This window comes from Isoptericola sp. Y541 (assembly GCF_059445465.1).
Map to the genome: position 1 here is coordinate 40,742 of NZ_JCAIUJ010000012.1, position 17,433 is coordinate 58,174.

At 73.1% G+C, this 17,433-nt stretch carries 18 protein-coding genes; 10 read left to right on the forward strand and 8 right to left on the reverse strand.

Features of this window, described 5'->3' with window-relative positions; genetic code table 11:
• Window positions 1-29 precede the first annotated feature (29 nt).
• Window positions 30-1,628, forward strand: coding sequence for an ABC-F family ATP-binding cassette domain-containing protein (locus AC1C2V_RS19055; RefSeq protein ID WP_495391226.1), 1,599 nt, complete (start codon window positions 30-32; stop codon window positions 1,626-1,628).
• On the opposite strand, the gene AC1C2V_RS19060 is transcribed toward AC1C2V_RS19055, so the two are convergent.
• The 3 genes from AC1C2V_RS19060 to AC1C2V_RS19070 are packed head-to-tail and all read right to left on the reverse strand — an operon-like array spanning window position 1,601 to window position 3,386.
• Entirely contained in the window at window positions 1,601-2,617 is a 1,017-nt protein-coding gene (locus tag AC1C2V_RS19060; RefSeq protein ID WP_495391227.1) for an SURF1 family cytochrome oxidase biogenesis protein, read from the reverse strand. The two genes, AC1C2V_RS19055 and AC1C2V_RS19060, sit on opposite strands and share 28 nt — an antisense overlap.
• Entirely contained in the window at window positions 2,614-2,862 is a 249-nt protein-coding gene (locus tag AC1C2V_RS19065) for a hypothetical protein (RefSeq protein WP_495391228.1), read from the reverse strand. The genes AC1C2V_RS19060 and AC1C2V_RS19065 overlap by 4 nt, the downstream gene beginning before the upstream one ends.
• Entirely contained in the window at window positions 2,862-3,386 is a 525-nt protein-coding gene (locus AC1C2V_RS19070) for a DUF3099 domain-containing protein (protein ID WP_495391229.1), read from the reverse strand. The genes AC1C2V_RS19065 and AC1C2V_RS19070 overlap by 1 nt, the downstream gene beginning before the upstream one ends.
• A gap of 168 nt (window positions 3,387-3,554) precedes the next feature.
• On the opposite strand from AC1C2V_RS19070, the gene fabG reads away from it, so the two are divergent.
• The 3 genes from fabG to AC1C2V_RS19085 all read left to right on the forward strand — a co-directional run bounded on the left by fabG (window position 3,555) and on the right by AC1C2V_RS19085 (window position 5,775).
• Complete coding sequence (fabG, locus tag AC1C2V_RS19075) at window positions 3,555-4,328, forward strand: 3-oxoacyl-ACP reductase FabG (RefSeq protein WP_495391230.1); 774 nt, start codon at window positions 3,555-3,557, stop codon at window positions 4,326-4,328.
• 82 nt (window positions 4,329-4,410) lie between these two features.
• Window positions 4,411-5,175 (forward strand): enoyl-ACP reductase FabI, encoded by a 765-nt coding sequence (fabI, locus tag AC1C2V_RS19080; protein ID WP_495391231.1) that lies wholly within the window; start codon window positions 4,411-4,413, stop codon window positions 5,173-5,175.
• A 48-nt stretch (window positions 5,176-5,223) separates the two neighbouring features.
• Window positions 5,224-5,775, forward strand: coding sequence for a SixA phosphatase family protein (locus tag AC1C2V_RS19085; RefSeq protein ID WP_495391232.1), 552 nt, complete (start codon window positions 5,224-5,226; stop codon window positions 5,773-5,775).
• A 4-nt stretch (window positions 5,776-5,779) separates the two neighbouring features.
• On the opposite strand, the gene AC1C2V_RS19090 is transcribed toward AC1C2V_RS19085, so the two are convergent.
• The 4 genes from AC1C2V_RS19090 to glgC form a co-directional block, all read right to left on the reverse strand.
• The gene (locus AC1C2V_RS19090; RefSeq protein ID WP_495391233.1) at window positions 5,780-6,355 is read right to left on the reverse strand and encodes a cysteine hydrolase family protein; all 576 of its coding nucleotides are present in this window, start codon (window positions 6,353-6,355) and stop codon (window positions 5,780-5,782) included.
• A complete protein-coding gene (locus tag AC1C2V_RS19095; RefSeq protein WP_495391234.1) occupies window positions 6,352-7,779 on the reverse strand; it encodes a purine-cytosine permease family protein in 1,428 nt (475 codons plus the stop codon). Before AC1C2V_RS19095 ends, AC1C2V_RS19090 begins: the two co-directional genes overlap by 4 nt.
• 65 nt (window positions 7,780-7,844) lie before the next feature.
• Complete coding sequence (gene serB / locus AC1C2V_RS19100; protein ID WP_495391235.1) at window positions 7,845-8,576, reverse strand: phosphoserine phosphatase SerB; 732 nt, start codon at window positions 8,574-8,576, stop codon at window positions 7,845-7,847.
• A complete protein-coding gene (gene glgC / locus AC1C2V_RS19105; RefSeq protein ID WP_495391236.1) occupies window positions 8,569-9,813 on the reverse strand; it encodes a glucose-1-phosphate adenylyltransferase in 1,245 nt (414 codons plus the stop codon). Before glgC ends, serB begins: the two co-directional genes overlap by 8 nt.
• Window positions 9,814-9,937: 124 nt before the next feature.
• Between glgC and glgA the strand changes: the two genes are divergently transcribed.
• Window positions 9,938-11,164, forward strand: coding sequence for a glycogen synthase (glgA, locus tag AC1C2V_RS19110; RefSeq protein WP_495391263.1), 1,227 nt, complete (start codon window positions 9,938-9,940; stop codon window positions 11,162-11,164).
• 13 nt (window positions 11,165-11,177) lie between these two features.
• Here glgA and AC1C2V_RS19115 read toward each other — a convergent pair whose 3' ends face one another.
• Window positions 11,178-11,960, reverse strand: coding sequence for an Rv1486c family protein (locus AC1C2V_RS19115; protein ID WP_495391237.1), 783 nt, complete (start codon window positions 11,958-11,960; stop codon window positions 11,178-11,180).
• A gap of 88 nt (window positions 11,961-12,048) precedes the next feature.
• On the opposite strand from AC1C2V_RS19115, the gene AC1C2V_RS19120 reads away from it, so the two are divergent.
• The 5 genes from AC1C2V_RS19120 to AC1C2V_RS19140 all read left to right on the forward strand — a co-directional run bounded on the left by AC1C2V_RS19120 (window position 12,049) and on the right by AC1C2V_RS19140 (window position 17,407).
• Window positions 12,049-12,846, forward strand: a complete 798-nt coding sequence (locus AC1C2V_RS19120) for an ABC transporter ATP-binding protein (protein WP_495391238.1) — start codon at window positions 12,049-12,051, stop codon at window positions 12,844-12,846.
• Between the two features lie 114 nt (window positions 12,847-12,960).
• Window positions 12,961-13,440 carry an NfeD family protein gene (locus AC1C2V_RS19125; RefSeq protein WP_495391239.1) on the forward strand — a complete coding sequence of 160 codons (480 nt, stop codon included), beginning with the start codon at window positions 12,961-12,963 and terminating at the stop codon, window positions 13,438-13,440.
• Window positions 13,441-13,552: 112 nt separating this feature from the next.
• Window positions 13,553-14,740 (forward strand): SPFH domain-containing protein, encoded by a 1,188-nt coding sequence (locus tag AC1C2V_RS19130; RefSeq protein ID WP_495391240.1) that lies wholly within the window; start codon window positions 13,553-13,555, stop codon window positions 14,738-14,740.
• Between the two features lie 160 nt (window positions 14,741-14,900).
• Window positions 14,901-15,656 (forward strand): TetR/AcrR family transcriptional regulator, encoded by a 756-nt coding sequence (locus AC1C2V_RS19135; protein ID WP_495391241.1) that lies wholly within the window; start codon window positions 14,901-14,903, stop codon window positions 15,654-15,656.
• Complete coding sequence (locus AC1C2V_RS19140; RefSeq protein ID WP_495391242.1) at window positions 15,656-17,407, forward strand: ABC transporter ATP-binding protein; 1,752 nt, start codon at window positions 15,656-15,658, stop codon at window positions 17,405-17,407. Before AC1C2V_RS19135 ends, AC1C2V_RS19140 begins: the two co-directional genes overlap by 1 nt.
• The last annotated feature ends 26 nt before the right edge of the window (window positions 17,408-17,433 follow it).

Here is a 17,433-nt window from a genome sequence, read left to right on the forward strand (position 1 = left end):
CCCACCCTCTTTTGAAGGACACCCCTGCCTTGATCACCGCCCACGGCGTCGAGCTGCGCTTCGGCGCCCGCACCCTGCTGCACGACGCCACGTTCCGCATCGCCCCGGGCGACCGCATCGGCCTGATCGGCCGTAACGGAGCGGGCAAGACGACGCTCACCAAGACGCTGGCGGGCGAGTCCCAGCCCACGAGCGGGCAGATCACCCGGGGCACGGACATCGGCTACCTGCCACAGGACCCGCGCACGGGCGACCTCGACGTCGTCGCGATGGACCGCGTGCTCAGCGCGCGCGGGCTGGACCGCATCGTCGCGCAGATGCGCGAGACCGAGGGCCTCATGGCGTCGGCCGACGCCGGGACGCAGGAGGCGGCGCTGGAGCGCTACCCGAAGCTCGAGGCTCGCTTCGTCGCCGCCGGCGGGTACTCCGCAGAGTCCGAGGCGCACCGCATCACCAGCAACCTGGGCCTCGACGACCACATCCTGGCCCAGCCGCTGCACACGCTCTCCGGCGGCCAGCGCCGCCGCATCGAGCTCGCCCGGATCCTCTTCTCCGGCGTGGACACGCTGCTCCTCGACGAGCCCACCAACCACCTCGACGCCGACTCGATCCTGTGGCTGCGCGACTACCTCAAGTCGTACAGCGGCGGGTTCGTCGTGATCAGCCACGACGTGGACCTGCTGCGGGCCACGGTGAACAAGGTCTTCCACCTGGACGCGAACCGCGGCGAGCTCGACCAGTACAACCTGGGGTGGGACGCGTACCTGAACCAGCGCGAGCAGGACGAGCGGCGCCGGCGCCGCGAGCGCGCCAACGCCGAGAAGAAGGCCGGTGCCCTCTTCGCGCAGGCCGACAAGATGCGCGCCAAGGCGACCAAGGCCACCGCCGCGCAGAACATGATGAAGCGGGCCGAGCGGATGATGTCGGGCCTCGAGGGGGAGCGGCGCGCCGACAAGATCGCGCACCTGCGGTTCCCGAAGCCGGCCCCCTGCGGCCGCACCCCACTCACCGCGGAGGAGCTGTCCAAGAGCTACGGCTCGCAGGAGGTCTTCGCCGGCGTGGACCTGGCGATCGACCGCGGGTCGCGGGTCGTCATCCTCGGGTTCAACGGCGCAGGCAAGACGACGCTGCTGCGCATCCTCGCCGGGGTGGAGAGCTCCGACACGGGGCGGGTGGTGCCGGGGCACGGGCTCAAGGTCGGCTACTACGCCCAGGAGCACGACACCCTCGACATGGACGTCACCGTGGTCGAGAACCTGCGCCACGCCGCCCCGGACCTCACGGACACGCAGGTGCGCTCCGTGCTCGGGTCGTTCCTGTTCAGCGGGGACGACGCCTACAAGCCGACCCACGTGCTCTCCGGCGGGGAGAAGACCCGCCTGGCGCTCGCCACCCTCGTGGTCTCCAGCGCCAACGTGCTGCTGCTCGACGAGCCGACCAACAACCTGGACCCCGCGTCGCGCGCGGAGATCCTCGGCGCGCTGAACACCTACGAGGGCGCCGTGGTCATGGTCACGCACGACGACGGTGCGGTCGAGGCGCTCGAGCCCGACCGCGTGCTGCTCCTGCCGGACGGCGACGAGGACCTGTGGTCGGCCGACTACGCGGAGCTCGTGTCCCTGGCCTGATCGGCCCGATCGGCCTGATCGGCGGCGGCGTCCAGGAGGGCATCCTCGTACTCCTCGTCGACCCGTCGGCGCCGCGGGCGGTGGGGGCGCACGGCTGAACCGCTCGTGCTCCCCGTACCCTCCTCGCCGTCCGGACGGTCGGGGTCCCCACCCTGCGCGGCGAGCAGGTCGCCCGCGGTGACGCGCACCGGCTGGCTCTCGCGGCGCCACAGCAGCAGGTAGCCGCCCAGCGCGCCGAGCGCGAAGATGCACCACTGCACGGTGTAGCTCAGGTGCGAGCCGGGGTCCGTGTCCGGCTCGGGCAGCGCGCCGGGGGTCGTCGCGGCGGCCGGGTCCTCGCTGCGTAGCTGCCCGTACGCGCCGACGGTGGCGCCCTGCGCCCAGCCGGCGCCCTGGTCTCCGGCGGCGAGCACCTGGCCGGTGTTGATGGCCTGCACCTGGCCGGCCGGAGTGCCCCGGTCCGACACCGGCTCGTCGGCCCGCATCGTGAGGGTGACCTCGACCGGACCGCTCGGGGGGTCGGGGACCGACGACGGGCTGCTCGCGTCCTCGTCGAGCAGCACGAACCCGCGGTCGACGACGAGCACCAGCGGCGTCCCGTCGTCGGCGGTCGTCTCGAGCGGGACGAGCACGTGGAAGCCGGGCTGCCCGCCGACGGGGCGGTTGCGCAGCAGCACCGTGTCCTCGGGGCGGTAGGTGCCGGTGACCACGGCGGGCTGCCAGACGTCGTCGTCCGCGAGCGTCGCACCAGGGGCTGGCAGGAGCTCGTCGAGGGCGACCGCCTCGCCGGAATAGTTCGCCTTGACCAGGTCGATCTGCGCCTCACGGTCGGTGTAGCGATGCCACTGCCAGACGGCGGCGAGGATGCACAGCGCGGCGAGCAGCACGACGCCGAGTCCGAGGGTGATCCACTGGCGGCGCGTGCGGGGCGCGGCGGGCCCGGCAGGCTCTGTGTCCTGCGGGGGCGCGGGGGAGGGCGACGTGGTCACGCGCGGTCGGGCCCGTGGTCGAGTGCGGCGACCGGGACGGTCTGCTTCCAGAACGAGCGCGACCCGAGGAACTGCTCGAGGTGCTCGCGGTGGGCGTCGCACGCGAGCCACACCTTGCGCCGCTCGGGGGTGTGCAGCTTGGGGTTGTTCCAGAGCAGCCCCCAGCTCGCCTCCTCGCGGCAGCCCTTGGCGGAGCAGATCAGCTCGCCGGCGACCGGGTCGGCGCCGATCCCGAGCACGTCCATCAGCGGTTCTCTTCCTTGTCGTCGGGGTGGTCGTCGGCTTCGTCGTCGGCGTTGTCGTCGGGCTTGTCGTCGGGCTTGTCGTCGGGCCTGTCGTCGGGCCTGTCGTCGGGCTTGTCGTCGGCCTCGTTGTCGACGATGCGGTGCACGACGCCGTCGCCGTCCTCGCCCGCGGAGACGGTCGGGGCGGCGGCGAGGGCGTCCGGCGCGACGCCGGTGACGGGCGAGGTGTCGTAGGAGACGCGGTCGCGCCCGGCGTTGGCGAAGAGCACCGCCGAGTAGGGCAGGACGACGGCCGCGGCCACGAGCACCAGGCGGATCCAGGTCTCTTCCACGAGGACCGCGCCGATGAAGCAGAGGATTCGGATCCCCATCTGCACGAGGTAGCGCCGGGTGCGGCGCGCCTGGTCCTCGGCCAGCGACTCCGGCGCGCTGGTGATCGAGGGGACCACAGCGGGGTGGTCCGCCGGGCGGTGCCGGTCCCCGGACGGGCGCGGACCGGGAGGGGTCGCGCGGGTGTCGCTCACCCGGCCAGTCTACGGCGGCGGTGAACCCGCCAGATCCCTGGGCGCGGCCCCGCGTTGTAGGGATCCGACAAACCGCCGTGACGACGTGTGACGCACCGCGACCCCGTGCGCGGCCCCCGGCGGGGTAGCGTCACGTCAGCCATCGACCGCCACCGCCGAGGAGATCCCTTGACCGCCGCACCCGCCACCGAGCCCACCGCGGAGCCCACCGCCGGGACCACCGCCGGTCCCGACCGGAGCGGCAGGGTCGTCGTCGTCACCGGTGCGGCCCGGGGTATCGGCCGCACCATCGCCGAGCGCTTCGTGGCGGCCGGGGACACGGTCGCCACCCTGTATCGGAGCGGCGACCTGCCCGCCGGCGTGCACGGCGTCGTCGCCGACATCACCGACACGGCGGCCGTCGACGCGGCGTTCGCCGAGATCGAGAAGACCCTCGGCCCGGTCGAGGTGCTCGTGGCCAACGCGGGCGTCACCCGCGACCAGCTCCTCATGCGCATGAGCGACGAGGAGTTCGAGACCGTCGTGGACGTCAACCTCACCGGCACGTTCCGCTGCGTGCGGCGCGCGTCCAAGGGCATGATCCGGGCGCGCAAGGGCCGCATCGTGCTCGTCGGCTCGGTCATCGGCCTCTACGGCGGGCCGGGGCAGGTCAACTACTCGTCGTCCAAGGCGGCCCTCGTCGGCATGGCCCGGTCGATCACCCGTGAGCTCGGCGGCCGGGGCATCACGGCGAACGTCGTCGCGCCGGGCTTCGTCGAGACGGACATGACCGCGGCGCTGCCCGAGGCCACCCAGAAGCAGTACAAGGCGTCGATCCCCGCCGGGCGCTTTGCCGCGACCGAGGAGGTCGCGGGCGTCGTCGAGTTCCTGGCGTCCGACGCGGCGGCCTACGTCTCGGGCGCCGTCATCCCGGTCGACGGCGGCCTCGGCATGGGTCACTGACAAGCACAGGTCACTAGCAAGCACCGACACCGGCACGCCGCCACTCGTTACGCTCGTTCACCAGCACAACCGGAAGGTCATCATGGCTCTGCTCGACGGCAAGAAGCTCCTCATCACCGGCGTCCTGACGGACAGCTCGATCGCGTTCCACGCCGCCCGCCTCGCCCAGGAGCAGGGGGCCGAGGTCGTCCTCACGTCCTTCGGCCGCCAGATGAAGCTCACCCAGGCGTTCGCCAAGCGGCTGCCCACGACGGCCCCCGTGGTCGAGCTCGACGTGACCAGCGAGGAGGACCTCGCCGCCCTTCCCGAGCGCGTCAAGGAGCACACCGACGGGCTGGACGGTGTCGTGCACTCCATCGGGTTCGCCCCGCAGTCCGTCATGGGCGGCAACTTCCTGTCGGCCGAGTGGGGCGATGTCGCCACGGCGCTGCAGGTCTCCACCTACTCCTACAAGTCGCTCATCGAGGCGGCCCGTCCGCTCATGTCCGGCGGGGCCTACGTGGGGCTCACCTTCGACGCGACGTTCGCCTGGCCCGTATACGACTGGATGGGCGTGGCGAAGGCCGGGCTGGAGTCCGCCAACCGGTACCTGGCCCGCGATCTCGGGCCCCACGGCATCCGGTGTAACCTCGTCTCGGCCGGGCCCATCCGCACCACGGCCGCGAAGTCCATCCCGGGGTTCGCGACCATGGAGGACGCCTGGCCGCAGCGGGCCCCGCTCGGCTGGGACCAGACCACCGCGGAGCCGGCTGCGCGCGCCGTCGTGGCACTCCTCTCGGACTGGTTCCCCGCCACGACCGGTGAGATCGTCCACGTCGACGGTGGTGTGCACGCGATGGGTCAGTGACCGGGCGACGCCGGCCACGGCCACGGACAGACCTGTGGGACGGAGCGCATGAGAGCGGTATCGCAGGCCGACGGCGACACGCCGACGTGGCGGCTGGTGCTGCTGCGGCACGCCAAGGCGGAGTCGGCCAAGACCGTCCTGACCGACGACCGTCGGCCCCTGGCGCTGAACGGGCGTAAGCAGGCGAGCCGCGTCGGCACGGCGCTCACCGCGGCCGGGCTCGTGCCCCGGGTCGCGCTCGTGTCCTCCGCGCTCCGCACGCGCCAGACGTGGGAGCTGGCGTCCGTCCACCTCGACGGCTCCGCCGCGACCAAGGTCGAGGTGCGCGACGAGCTCTACGAGGCCACCGTGCGCGACGTCCTCGGCCTCCTGCGCGAGGTCGAAGAGTCCGCGCGCACGGTGCTCGTCATCGGGCACGAGCCGACCATGGCGGCGACGGCGGCCTACCTCGCCGCCGACGACTCCGAGCCCGCGGCGCTCGCGCAGGTCCGCGTCGGGGTCCCGACGGCCACCTACTCCGTGCTGGAGTCCGCCGTGCACCCGTGGTCGGAGTGGGGCCACGGCACCGCCCGCCTGGTGCACGTCGGCCGGCCGTCCTGATCGGTCATACCGCGCCGCGGCCCTCGAGGCTCGCGAGCACGTCGTCCACCGTCGTGACCTCCACGAGCGGCGCATAGAGGCGCATCGCGTCCAGCGCGCGGTCGTGGTCCCGGTCGCTGGCCCCGGCGCACGCGTCGGCCACCACCCGCACCCGCCGTCCCGCGTCCGCGGCGGCGAGCACGGTGGACAGCACGCAGCAGTCGGTCGAGACGCCCGCCACCACGAGCTCCGCGGCGCCACGCGTGGCCGCGGAGAGGCCGGGCCCCCACTTGCCGAACGTCGTGGCGGTGACGACGGGCGCCCCCGCGCGGTCGAGCCCGTCGGCGAACCCGTACAGCGGGTCGTCCGGGGGCACCAGCGCGAACGGCCACAGGTCGAAGTACTCCCGCCACGCGCCCTCCGGGTCGGCGGGTGCCACGTACCGCGTCCAGACGGCGCGTCCGGCGAACGCGGGCAGCAGGCGCCGCAGCCCGGCGGCGGCGGCGGCGAAGCCGGGTGCCGCCCACGGGCTGCCGGGCCGGGCGAAGATCACCTGCATGTCCACCACGACGAGCGCGGCCCCGCCCTCCCCGGCGGTCACGCCGTCGCCTCCTGCCGCCGGACGGCGCGCGCCGAGAGCGCGAACGTGACGAGCAGGCCGAGGGCAAGGGCGACGAGCACGCCGAGATTGGCCCCCGCCCACTGCCCGTCCCGGCCGCCCAGCCCGAGCGGCCCCAGCAGGTAGCCCTGCCAACCGAGCCATCCGGCGTAGGTGTTGGTGACGAGGCCCCACCCGATGCCGGTGGCGGCCACGACGAGCAGCACCGCGGACCAGCGCACGCTCCCGTACCGCCCGCGCCGGTCGGCCAGCTCGGCGTCCGCGTAGTCGCGACGTCGGAGGGCGATGTCCGCGAGCAGCACCCCGCACCAGGCGGCGATCGGCACGCCGAGGGTGATGAGGAAGCCCTGGAAGGGGCCGAAGAACTCGTCGGCGACGAAGACCACGTAGGCGGCGCCGAGCACCATGAGGACACCGTCGATCGCGGCGGCGACCCAGCGCGGGGCCGGCAGGCCGAGGGAGAGCAGCGCCAGCCCGGACGAGTAGATGTCGAGGGCGGCGCCGCCGATCAGCCCGGCCAGGGCGACGATCATGAACGGGATCAGGAACCACGAGGGCAGCAGGGTGGCGAGCGCGCCGATCGGGTCGGCGCCGATCGCGTCGGCGAGGGCGGGGTCGGAGCCGGCGAGCAGCAGCCCGGCGACCAGCAGCAGGACCGGGGGCAGCGACGCGCCGAACGCCGTCCAGCCGACGACGCCGGGCCCGGACGCCGAGCGGGGCAGGTAGCGCGAGTAGTCCGCGGCCATGTTCACCCAGCCCAGCCCGAACCCGGTCATCATGAAGACCAGGCCGCCGATCACCTGCGGCGCCTGCCCTGGCGGGATCGCGGCGACGGTCGCCCAGTCGACGTGGCCGGCGACGAGCACCACGTACACCACGGTCAGCACGGCCGTCAGCACCGTGATGACCTGCTGCAGCCGCATCACGAGCTGGAAGCCGAAGATCCCGGCGGCGACCACGACGAGGGACACGACCGCCAGCGTCACGACCTGCGTCACGGTGCCGCCGCCCCATCCGAGCTCGCCGAGCACGGTGGCGGTCGCGAGCGTCGCGAGCGACACCAGCACCGTCTCCCACCCGACGGTGAGGATCCACGAGAGCAGCGACGGCAGCCGGTTGCCGTCGACGCCGAACGCCGCGCGGCTCAGCACCATCGTGGGCGCCGACCCCCGCCGCCCGGCCAGCGAGATGAACCCGCAGCACAGGAACGACAGGACGATCCCGACGACGCCCACCACGACGGCCTGCCAGAACGACACGTCGAACGCGAGCAGGTAGGAGCCGTAGCCGAGGCCGAGCACGGAGACGTTCGCCGCGAACCAGGGCCAGAACAGGTCGCGCGGGCGCCCGTGCCGTTCGGACTCGTCGATCGTGTTGAGCGCGTTGGTCTCGACCGTGGTCGCCATGGCCCGATCCTCGCCCCGGGAGGGCGCCTCCCGCCAGGGGTTTCTCCGGATCCGCCCGGGCGGGGTCAGCCGTCCGCGGCGCGCCCGGCGGCGTCCACCTCGTCGATCACCTGGAGCACGGCGTCGAGGCGCGGGCCGTCGACGCTGAAGGGCGCCTGGGCCCGGACGACCGGCTTGGCGGCGAAGGCGATGCCGATGCCGGCGACGTCGATCATGTCGAGGTCGTTCGCGCCGTCGCCGACCGCGACGGTGTCGACCATCTCGAGACCGCACTCGTGCGCCCACCGGCGCAGGGTCGCGGCCTTGTCGGCGCGGTCCACGACGGGGCCGACCGTGCGGCCGGTGAGGACGCCGTCGGCGATCTCGAGCCGGTTGGCGCGCCAGCGAGGGATGCCGAGCGACGTGGCGATCGGCTCCAGGATCTCCGCGAAGCCTCCGGACACGAGGCCGAACTCCCAGCCGCGGCGGGAGACCTCGGACACGAGGTCCGCGGCCCCAGGCATGAGCACGACGGCGTCCCGCACGGCGGCGAGCGCCTCGACGGGCACGCCCGCGAGCGTGGCGACGCGCTCGCGCAGCGAGCCGGCGAAGTCGAGCTCGCCACGCATGGCGCGCTCGGTGACGGCGGCGACCTGCGCGCGGGTGCCGGCGTGGTCGGCGAGCAGCTCGATCACCTCGGCGGTGATGAACGTCGAGTCGACGTCGGTCACGACGAGGCGTCGGGGCCGGGTGCCGCGCGCGGCGGCGTCGGACGGGGCGTCAGGGGAGCCGGCGGGGGAGGGAGCGGGATCAAGCAACGACTGTGCCCTTCGGGACGACGGTGATCCCCGACGCGGAGACGGTGAACCCGCGGGCCCGGTCCTCCTCGTGGTCGACGCCGACGCGGGCACGCGCGCTCACCACCACGTTCTTGTCGAGGATGGCGCGGTGGACCTGGGCGTGGCGCTCCACCTGGACGTCGTCCATCACGACGGCGTCGGTGACGGTGGCCCAGGAGTGCAGGTGCGTGCCCGGGGACAGGATGGACCCCGCGACGGTGGCGCCGGAGATGAGGACACCAGGCGAGACGATCGAGTCGGCGGCGTGGCCGAGCCGGCCCGCCCCGGCGTGCACGAACTTGGCGGGCGGCAGCCCGGTGTACCCGGTGTGCAGCGGCCAGTCCTGGTTGTAGAGGTTGAACACGGGCTGCACCGCGATGAGGTCGGTGTTGGCCTCGAAGAAGGCGTCGATCGTCCCGACGTCGCGCCAGTAGTCCCGGTCGCGGTCCGTGGAGCCGGGGATCTCGTTGCGGATGAAGTCGTACACGCCTGCCGTGCCCTCGGCGACGAACGCCGGGATGATGTCGCCGCCCATGTCGTGCCGGGAGTCCGGGTCGGAGGAGTCCTTCGTGACGGCCTCGACGAGCGCGTCCGCGTCGAACACGTAGTTGCCCATGGACGCGAGCACCTCGGTGGGGGAGTCGGGCAGGCCGACCGGGCTCTCGGGCTTCTCGAGGAACTCGGTGATCCGCCTCGGGTCGTCGCGGTCGACCTCGAGGACGCCGAACTGGTCCGCCATGGCGATCGGCTGCCGGATCGCGGCCACCGTGGCGCGTGCCCCCGAGTCCACGTGCGACTCGACCATCTGGGAGAAGTCCATCCGGTACACGTGGTCGGCCCCGACGACGACGACGATGTCGGGACGCTCGTCGTCGATGATGTTGAGGCACTGATAGATCGCGTCGGCCGAGCCGAGGTACCAGTGCTTCCCCACCCGCTGCTGCGCCGGCACCGACGACACGTAGTTGCCCAGCAGCGCGGACATGCGCCACGTCTTGGAGATGTGGCGGTCCAGGGAGTGTGACTTGTACTGCGTCAGAACGACGACGTGCAGGTAGTGCGAGTTGATGATGTTCGACAGCGCGAAGTCGACGAGCCGGTAGATGCCGCCGAACGGGACGGCCGGTTTGGCCCGGTGCGCGGTGAGCGGCATGAGGCGCTTCCCCTCGCCGCCGGCGAGGACGATCGCGAGCACGCGGGGCTGGGTCGACGCCATGCCTCGACCCTAGGGCGTCCGTGCCGGGCGTGCCCCGCGACCCGCCCGATCCTCGCCCCCGGTCGGGCACCCCGCTAGGGTCGGCCGCGTGAGCACCCCGCAGAGCCCCCCGCAGGGGGCGCCCCTGACGGTCGACCTGCTGACCCGCGAGTACCCACCGCACGTCTACGGCGGCGCCGGGGTGCACGTCGCGGAGCTGTCCGCCGTGCTGCGCCGGCACGCCGACGTCCGGGTCCGCTGCTTCGGCGGGCCACGCACGGGCGACGCCGGCGAGGCCGACGTCACGGGTTACGACGTCCCCGCGGAGCTCGCGGGCGCCAACCCGGCGCTCGCCACGCTGGGGGTGGACCTGACGATGGCCCGCGACGTCGCGGGCGCGGACCTGCTGCACTCGCACACCTGGTACGCCAACCTGGCCGGGCACCTGGGCGGGCTGCTGCACGGCGTGCCGCACGTCGTGACCGCGCACTCGCTGGAGCCGTTGCGGCCCTGGAAGGCCGAGCAGCTCGGCGGCGGGTACGCCCTCTCGTCGTGGGCGGAGCGGACGGCGTACCTCGGCGCCGCGGGCGTGATCGCCGTGTCCGCGGGCATGCGCGCCGACATCCTGCGGGTCTACCCCGAGCTGGACCCGGCGCGGGTGCACGTGGTGCACAACGGCATCGACCTCGGCGGCTGGGCGCGGCCCGCCGCCGGCGACCCGGGGGCCGAGCGGGTGGTGCGCGACCTGGGCATCGACCCCGAGCGCCCCGCCGTGGTCTTCGTCGGGCGGATCACCCGCCAGAAGGGCCTGCCCTACCTGCTGCGCGCGGCGGCCCGCCTGCCGCGGGAGGTGCAGCTCGTGCTGTGCGCCGGCGCCCCCGACACCGAGGAGCTCCTGGCCGAGGTACGCGGTCTCGTCGCCGACCTGCGGCGCGCTCGCGGCGGGGAGGGCGATGCGGGCGTCGTGTGGATCGAGCAGATGCTGCCACGCCCGGACCTGGTCGCCGTGCTCGCGGCGAGCACGGTCTTCGTCTGCCCGTCCGTGTACGAGCCGCTCGGCATCGTCAACCTCGAGGCGATGGCCGTGGGGCTGCCCGTGGTCGGCACGGCCACCGGCGGCATCCCGGAGGTGGTCGACGACGGCGTGACCGGCGTCCTCGTCCCCATCGAGCAGGCGGACGACGGCACGGGCACGCCGCTCGACCCGGACCGGTTCGTCGCCGACCTCGGCGCGGCACTCCTGCGCGTGCTCGAGGACCCGGCGGCCGCCGAGATGGGGGCAGCAGGACGGCGACGTGCCGAGGCGCGGTTCACCTGGGACGCCGTGGGGCGGCGGACCCTGGACGTCTACCGGTCCGTGCTCACGGGCTGAGGGTGACTGAGGGTCACGCGGGGGTCGCGCCGTGCGTCGCGGCGCTGAGGGCGTGCCGCGCGGTGCGTTCCACCTCGCGCAACGCCGTCTGACGCTGGTCGGACTGCCACACGTTCACCGCGCCGCCGTCGTCGACGGTCGCGAGGTCGACGATCGTCAGGAGCCGGGTGGCGAGTTCCAGGACGCGCGCCCTGCGCCCGTCGAGCCGGGGCACGGGCCACCCCTCGGTGGTGCTGCCGCGGAGCCGCTCGATCGCGTCCGCCGCATCGTCGCGCCACCGGGCCACGTCGAGGGCGTCGAGGGCGTCGGTCGCCGTGACGAGGCTCGTGCGCAGGTCGCGCTCGGCGTCGGCGAGGGAGCCGAGGGCGCCCGCCACGAGCGTGGACCACGCGGGCACCGGCCGCACCTGCCATGCGACGAGGTGCCCGGGCTCGAGCGCGCTGCCGAACGTGGTGACGGCGGGCACCGCGGCCCACGACCCGGCTGGGGTGGTGACCATCACGCATTCACCGGCGTCGGTCGCCTCGGTGCTCACCGCGGCGGGGACGCCGCCGAGGTCTCCGGGAGCCGGCAGCAGCGCGCACACCTCCCGGGGGCCTTCGAGCCAGGCGGTCACGAGGTCGCGCAGGTCGCCGCCGTCGCCGCCCGTCGAGCCCGACCCGGGCAGCCCGACCACGGCGTGCGGCTCGTCGTCGCCCTGGACGCTGCGCACCACGACCCCTGGCGCCGCGCCCGCCGTCTGCAGCCAGAGCGCGAGCACGACGCTGCGCGGCAGGACGTTCGGGTCGGTCTCCACGGGCTCACAGTAGACGTCCGGGCGGGAGGGTTGCAGGGCGGACCGGGAGGTCCGGGACGCCCGCCCGGCTCGGGTAGGGTCGGGCCTCATGAGCGCCGTTCTCGACCTGCAGGGCGTCACCGTACGACGTGGCACCACCACCATCCTCGACGGCGTGGACTGGCAGGTGAACGAGGGTGAGCGCTGGGTGATCCTCGGCCCCAACGGGGCGGGCAAGACGACGATGCTGCAGATCCTCGCGGCGCGCTCGCACCCGACCGCCGGGACGGCCGAGCTGCTCGGGGAGCGCCTGGGGCACGTGGACGTCTTCGAGCTGCGGCCGCGCATCGGGTTCTCCTCGGCCGCCCTCGCGGACCGCATCCCCGGGCACGAGACGGTGCGCGACGTCGTCCTCACGGCCGCCTACGGCGTGACCGGTCGCTGGCGGGAGACGTACGAGGAGTTCGACGAGCAGCGCGCCAAGGACCTGCTCGCGGCGTTCGACGTCGCCGACCTGGTGGACCGGCACTACGGGACGCTGTCCGAGGGCGAGCGCAAGCGGGTGCAGATCGCCCGCGCACTGATGACGGACCCCGAGATCCTGCTCCTGGACGAGCCCGCGGCCGGCCTCGACCTCGCCGGGCGTGAGGAGCTCGTCGGCGCGCTCTCCGAGCTCGCGGACGACGCGGCCTCGCCCGTGCTCGTGCTCGTGACGCACCACGTCGAGGAGATCCCGCCCGGCTTCACCCACCTGCTGCTCATGCGGCACGGTGGCATCCAGGCGGCGGGGCCGATCCGCGAGGTGCTCACGGCGGACAACCTCTCGCAGGCCTTTGGGATGCCGCTGATGGTGGCCCACGGCGGGGGCCGTTGGCTCGCGCGTGCGGCGCGCCCCGCCGGTCGCTGAACCGGCTTCCCGCGCCGGCGTAGACTTGGTAAAGTCTGTGCAAAACGCAGTGGCGGGGGCTATGGAGTCCCGGCGACGAACGGTCCCGCGAGGGACCACGAGGCGGAGGTATCCATGGACTCCTGGCTGTGGTGGGTCGGAGGCGCGCTGCTGCTCGCGGCGATCGAGATGCTCTCGCTCAGCCTTGTGCTGATCATGCTTGCGGGCGGCGCGCTGGGTGGCGCGGTCACCGCGGCCGCCGGCGGTGAGCTCTGGCTGCAGATCCTGGTGGCGTGCGTCGTCTCGGCGCTGCTGCTGTTCACGCTCCGCCCGTGGCTGCTGCGCCACCTGCGGCAGCGCCAGCCGCTGATCGAGACGAACGCGGCGGCGCACGTCGGCCGCCCGGCCGTGGTGCTGGCGGAGGTCACGGAGACCGGAGGCCGCGTCAAGCTCGCCGGCGAGGTCTGGAGCGCGCGCCTCGAGGACGACGGCATCCCGAACTCGACCGGGCGCGTCCCCGTCGGCGCCGAGGTGCGCGTCGTGCGGATCGAGGGGGCGACCGCGGTGGTCGCGCCCGTGGCGACCTCGCACGAACAGCCCGAACACTCCGCCTGAGGCTCCGACGCCGCGGCGCTCGTCGCCGCCGGGGTCGGGCGCTGTGGTGCACGACCCGCCGGACCACCGGCGGCCTCGCTCGATGTCGACAATGTCGACGGAAGGGACCGACGTGTCCGATACAGAACCCGGCACCATCGTGCTCTACGTGGTGCTCATCATCCTCGCGATCGTGCTGATCGTGGCGCTGGCCAAGGCCGTGCGGATCGTGCCGCAGGCGACGGCGCTGATCATCGAGCGCCTGGGCCGCTACAGCAAGACCTTCGAACCGGGGCTGCACCTGCTGGTGCCGTTCGTGGACCGGATCCGTGCGGGCGTCGACCTGCGCGAGCAGGTCGTCTCGTTCCCGCCCCAGCCCGTGATCACGAGCGACAACCTCGTGGTGAGCATCGACACGGTCATCTACTTCCAGGTGACCGAGCCGAAGTCGGCCGTCTACGAGATCGCCAACTACATCACCGGTATCGAGCAGCTCACCGTCACCACGCTGCGAAACGTCGTCGGGTCGATGGACCTCGAGCAGACGCTGACCAGCCGTGACCAGATCAACGGTCAGCTGCGCGGCGTGCTGGACGAGGCGACGGGGCGCTGGGGCGTGCGCGTCAACCGCGTCGAGCTGAAGTCCATCGAGCCGCCGGCGAGCGTGCAGGGCGCGATGGAGCAGCAGATGCGCGCCGAGCGCGACCGTCGCGCCACGATCCTCACGGCGGAGGGCGTCAAGCAGTCGCAGATCCTCACGGCGGAGGGCGAGAAGCAGTCCCAGATCCTGCGGGCGGAGGGCAACGCCCAGGCCGCGATCCTCACGGCCGAGGGCGAGGCGCGCGCGATCCTGCAGGTGTTCGACGCCATCCACCAGGGCGACGCCGACCCCAAGCTGCTCGCGTACCAGTACCTGCAGATGCTGCCCCAGATCGCGAACGGGACCGCCTCCAAGCTGTGGGTCGTGCCCACCGAGTTCACGGCGGCCCTCGGGTCGATCGCCCAGGGCTTCGGCGGCGTGCCCGGCACGCCGGGGATCCCGGCCCCGCCCGCGGACGACGATGCCTCGGGCGCGCAGCGGCCGCGCTCGTCCTCGCTCGGGGAGAGCGCGCTCACCGACCCGGGCGAGGCGCTCGCTGAGGCGCGGCGCCAGGCCGAGGCCGCCACGGCCGACGCGACGAGCGCGGGTACCCGGTCGGGTTCGCCGTTCGACCCGTCTGCGGAGCGTGGCCAGCGCCCCGCCGGCGGTCCGCCGACGCCGCCGACCCCGGGCGCGCAGCCGCGCACGCTGGGCGGGGAGCCGGAGGAGCCGCAGGAGTAGCTCGCCCGTCGCTCGCGCGACGATCGGGCCGAGAGGGCCGTCACCCCCGGGGTGGCGGCCCTCTTGCGTGTCCGAACGCTCCCGCGGCCAGGCGCCTGTTCGTGGGCCGGCCGGAGTAATCCTTTGCGGAGTGAGCGCTCACTCAGTTATGTTGGCCCGCATGATGCCGATTCCGCCTGCTCCGGATCCCGGTGCTGCCGGTCGCGCCGCACCGATGTCGCCCGACGACCGACGTACCGCGATCGCCGAGGCCGTGACGCCGCTGGTCGGCGAGCGTGGCGTCGACGTCACCTCGCGGGAGCTCGCCGAGGCCGCGGGCGTCGCCGAGGGGACCCTCTTCCGGGCGTTCGGCGACAAGTACACCCTGATCGGTGCGGTGGCGGTCGAAGGGCTGCACCGGGCGTCCGGGCCGGACGCCACGCGGTCGGAGCTCGCCGGGATCGATCTCGACCTGCCGCTCGAGGAGCGGCTCGCCCAGGTCATCGAGCTGGGCCGGAACCGCATGACCGACGTCGTGCGCTGGATGGGCGTGCTGCGTGGGCTGCACCACCGCACCGGCACCCGCGACGAGGCCCAGCCCGAGCACGTGCTCAAGTTTCGCGCCGAGCTCGGCGAGCAGCGCGAACGGCAGCGGCACGCCACGGTGGAAGGGCTCACCGCCGTGCTCGCGCCCGACGCCCACCGGCTCCGGGTGCCCGTCGACGTCGCGGTCGCGCTGCTGGAGGCGAGCATTGCCGGCACCCACGGCCGTGTCGACCACCTCGTGCCCGCGCCATCGCCGCAGGTCGTCGCCGACGCCCTCGTGCACGGCATCGCGCACGACGAACGGCACGAAAAAGGCAGTGACCGCGCCACCGCGGTGCCCGAGAATTCCCCCGGGGTGACCCCCCAGACCCCCCACACCGAGGAAAGCTGATGCTCATCTCCCTGGCGCGGTCCTACCTGCGCCCGTACTCCGGCGCCGTCGGCCTGCTGCTGGTGCTCCAGCTGCTGGCCACGCTCGCCTCCCTCTACCTGCCCTCGCTCAACGCGGACATCATCGACGACGGCGTGACGCAGGGTGACACCGCGTACATCATGCGCGTGGGGGGCTGGATGCTCGTCGTGAGCCTCGTCCAGGTCGTCTGCGCCGTCGGTGCGGTGCTCCTTGGCGCGAGGACCGCGACCGCCCTGGGCCGCGACGTGCGCCGGGACCTGTTCGACTCCGTGCAGGACTTCTCGGCGCGCGAGCTCGGGCAGTTCGGCGCCCCGTCCCTCATCACCCGCACGACGAACGACGTGCAGCAGGTGATGATGGTGGTGCTGATGACCTTCACCATCATGGTGATGGCGCCGATCATGATGGTCGGCGGCGTCATCATGGCGCTGCAGGAGGACGTGGAGCTCTCCGCCCTCCTGCTCGTGGTGGTGCCGGTGCTCGGCATCGCGGTCGGCCTGCTGATGTGGCGGATGGTGCCGTACTTCAAGGCGATGCAGAAGCGCATCGACGCGATCAACGGGGTGCTGCGCGAGCAGATCACCGGCCTGCGCGTGGTGCGTGCCTTCGTCCGCGAGCGTCGCGAGTCACGGCGGTTCGGCGCGACCAACGAGGCCCTGTACGACACGTCGCTCAACGCCGGCAAGCTGATGGCGCTGGCGTTCCCGATGGTGATGCTGATCATGAACGGGTCGAGCGTCGCGGTGCTGTGGTTCGGCGCGCAGCGCATCGACAACGGGCAGATGCAGGTCGGGGCGCTCATGGCGTTCCTCAGCTACATCATGTACATCCTCATGGCCGTCATGATGTCGACGATGATGGTGATGATGGTGCCGCGCGCCGCGGTCGCCGCGGGCCGGATCACCGAGGTGCTCGACACCGAGACGTCGGTCACCGAGCCCCCCGCGCCCCTGAGCCTGGCCTCGCTCTCGGGCGGCGACGGGCCGCGCGGAGAGGTGCGGTTCGAGGGGGTCGGCTTCCGCTACCCGGGGGCTGACGAGCCCGTGCTGCACGACCTGACGTTCACGGCCTCGCCCGGCAAGATCACGGCGCTCATCGGCTCCACGGGGTCGGGCAAGACGACGGTGCTCAACCTCGTGCCCCGCCTCTTCGACGTGACCGAGGGGCGCGTGCTGCTCGACGGCGTCGACGTCCGTGACCTGTCGACCGCCGACCTCAGCTCGCTGCAGGGCCTGGTGCCGCAGAAGGCGTTCCTGTTCAGCGGCACGGTGGCCGACAACCTGCGCTACGGCAAGCCCGACGCGACCGAGGACGAGATGTGGGCGGCGCTGGAGATCGCGCAGGCCCGCGACTTCGTCGAGGAGCTCCCGGACGGGCTCGAGTCGGCCGTCGCCCAGGGCGGGACCACGTTCTCCGGCGGGCAGCGGCAGCGGCTCGCGATCGCGCGGGCGGTGGTGCGTCAGCCGCTGGTGTACCTGTTCGACGACTCGTTCTCCGCGCTCGACTACAGCACCGACGCGCGGCTGCGCGCCGCGCTGCGGCCGCGCACGCAGGACGCGACCGTCCTCGTCGTCGCCCAGCGGGTGGCGACCATCCGCGACGCGGACCAGATCCTCGTGCTCGACCACGGGCGCATCGTCGGCCGCGGCACGCACGCCGAGCTGCTCGACGACAACGAGACCTACCAGGAGATCGTCACCTCCCAGATGTCCCTCGAGGAGGCGGCATGAGCACCGAGTCTCGAGGAGACGGCATG

Bases quoted from the DNA above. Each gene is read 5' to 3' on its own strand.
- AC1C2V_RS19065 (WP_495391228.1), bottom strand. From the start codon at position 2,862: ATGGACGTGCTCGGGATCGGCGCCGACCCGGTCGCCGGCGAGCTGATC.
- fabI (WP_495391231.1), top strand. From the start codon at position 4,411: ATGGCTCTGCTCGACGGCAAGAAGCTCCTCATCACCGGCGTCCTGACG.
- AC1C2V_RS19085 (WP_495391232.1), top strand. From the start codon at position 5,224: ATGAGAGCGGTATCGCAGGCCGACGGCGACACGCCGACGTGGCGGCTG.
- AC1C2V_RS19095 (WP_495391234.1), bottom strand. From the start codon at position 7,779: ATGGCGACCACGGTCGAGACCAACGCGCTCAACACGATCGACGAGTCC.
- glgC (WP_495391236.1), bottom strand. From the start codon at position 9,813: ATGGCGTCGACCCAGCCCCGCGTGCTCGCGATCGTCCTCGCCGGCGGC.
- AC1C2V_RS19120 (WP_495391238.1), top strand. From the start codon at position 12,049: ATGAGCGCCGTTCTCGACCTGCAGGGCGTCACCGTACGACGTGGCACC.
- AC1C2V_RS19125 (WP_495391239.1), top strand. From the start codon at position 12,961: ATGGACTCCTGGCTGTGGTGGGTCGGAGGCGCGCTGCTGCTCGCGGCG.
- AC1C2V_RS19135 (WP_495391241.1), top strand. From the start codon at position 14,901: ATGATGCCGATTCCGCCTGCTCCGGATCCCGGTGCTGCCGGTCGCGCC.
- AC1C2V_RS19140 (WP_495391242.1), top strand. From the start codon at position 15,656: ATGCTCATCTCCCTGGCGCGGTCCTACCTGCGCCCGTACTCCGGCGCC.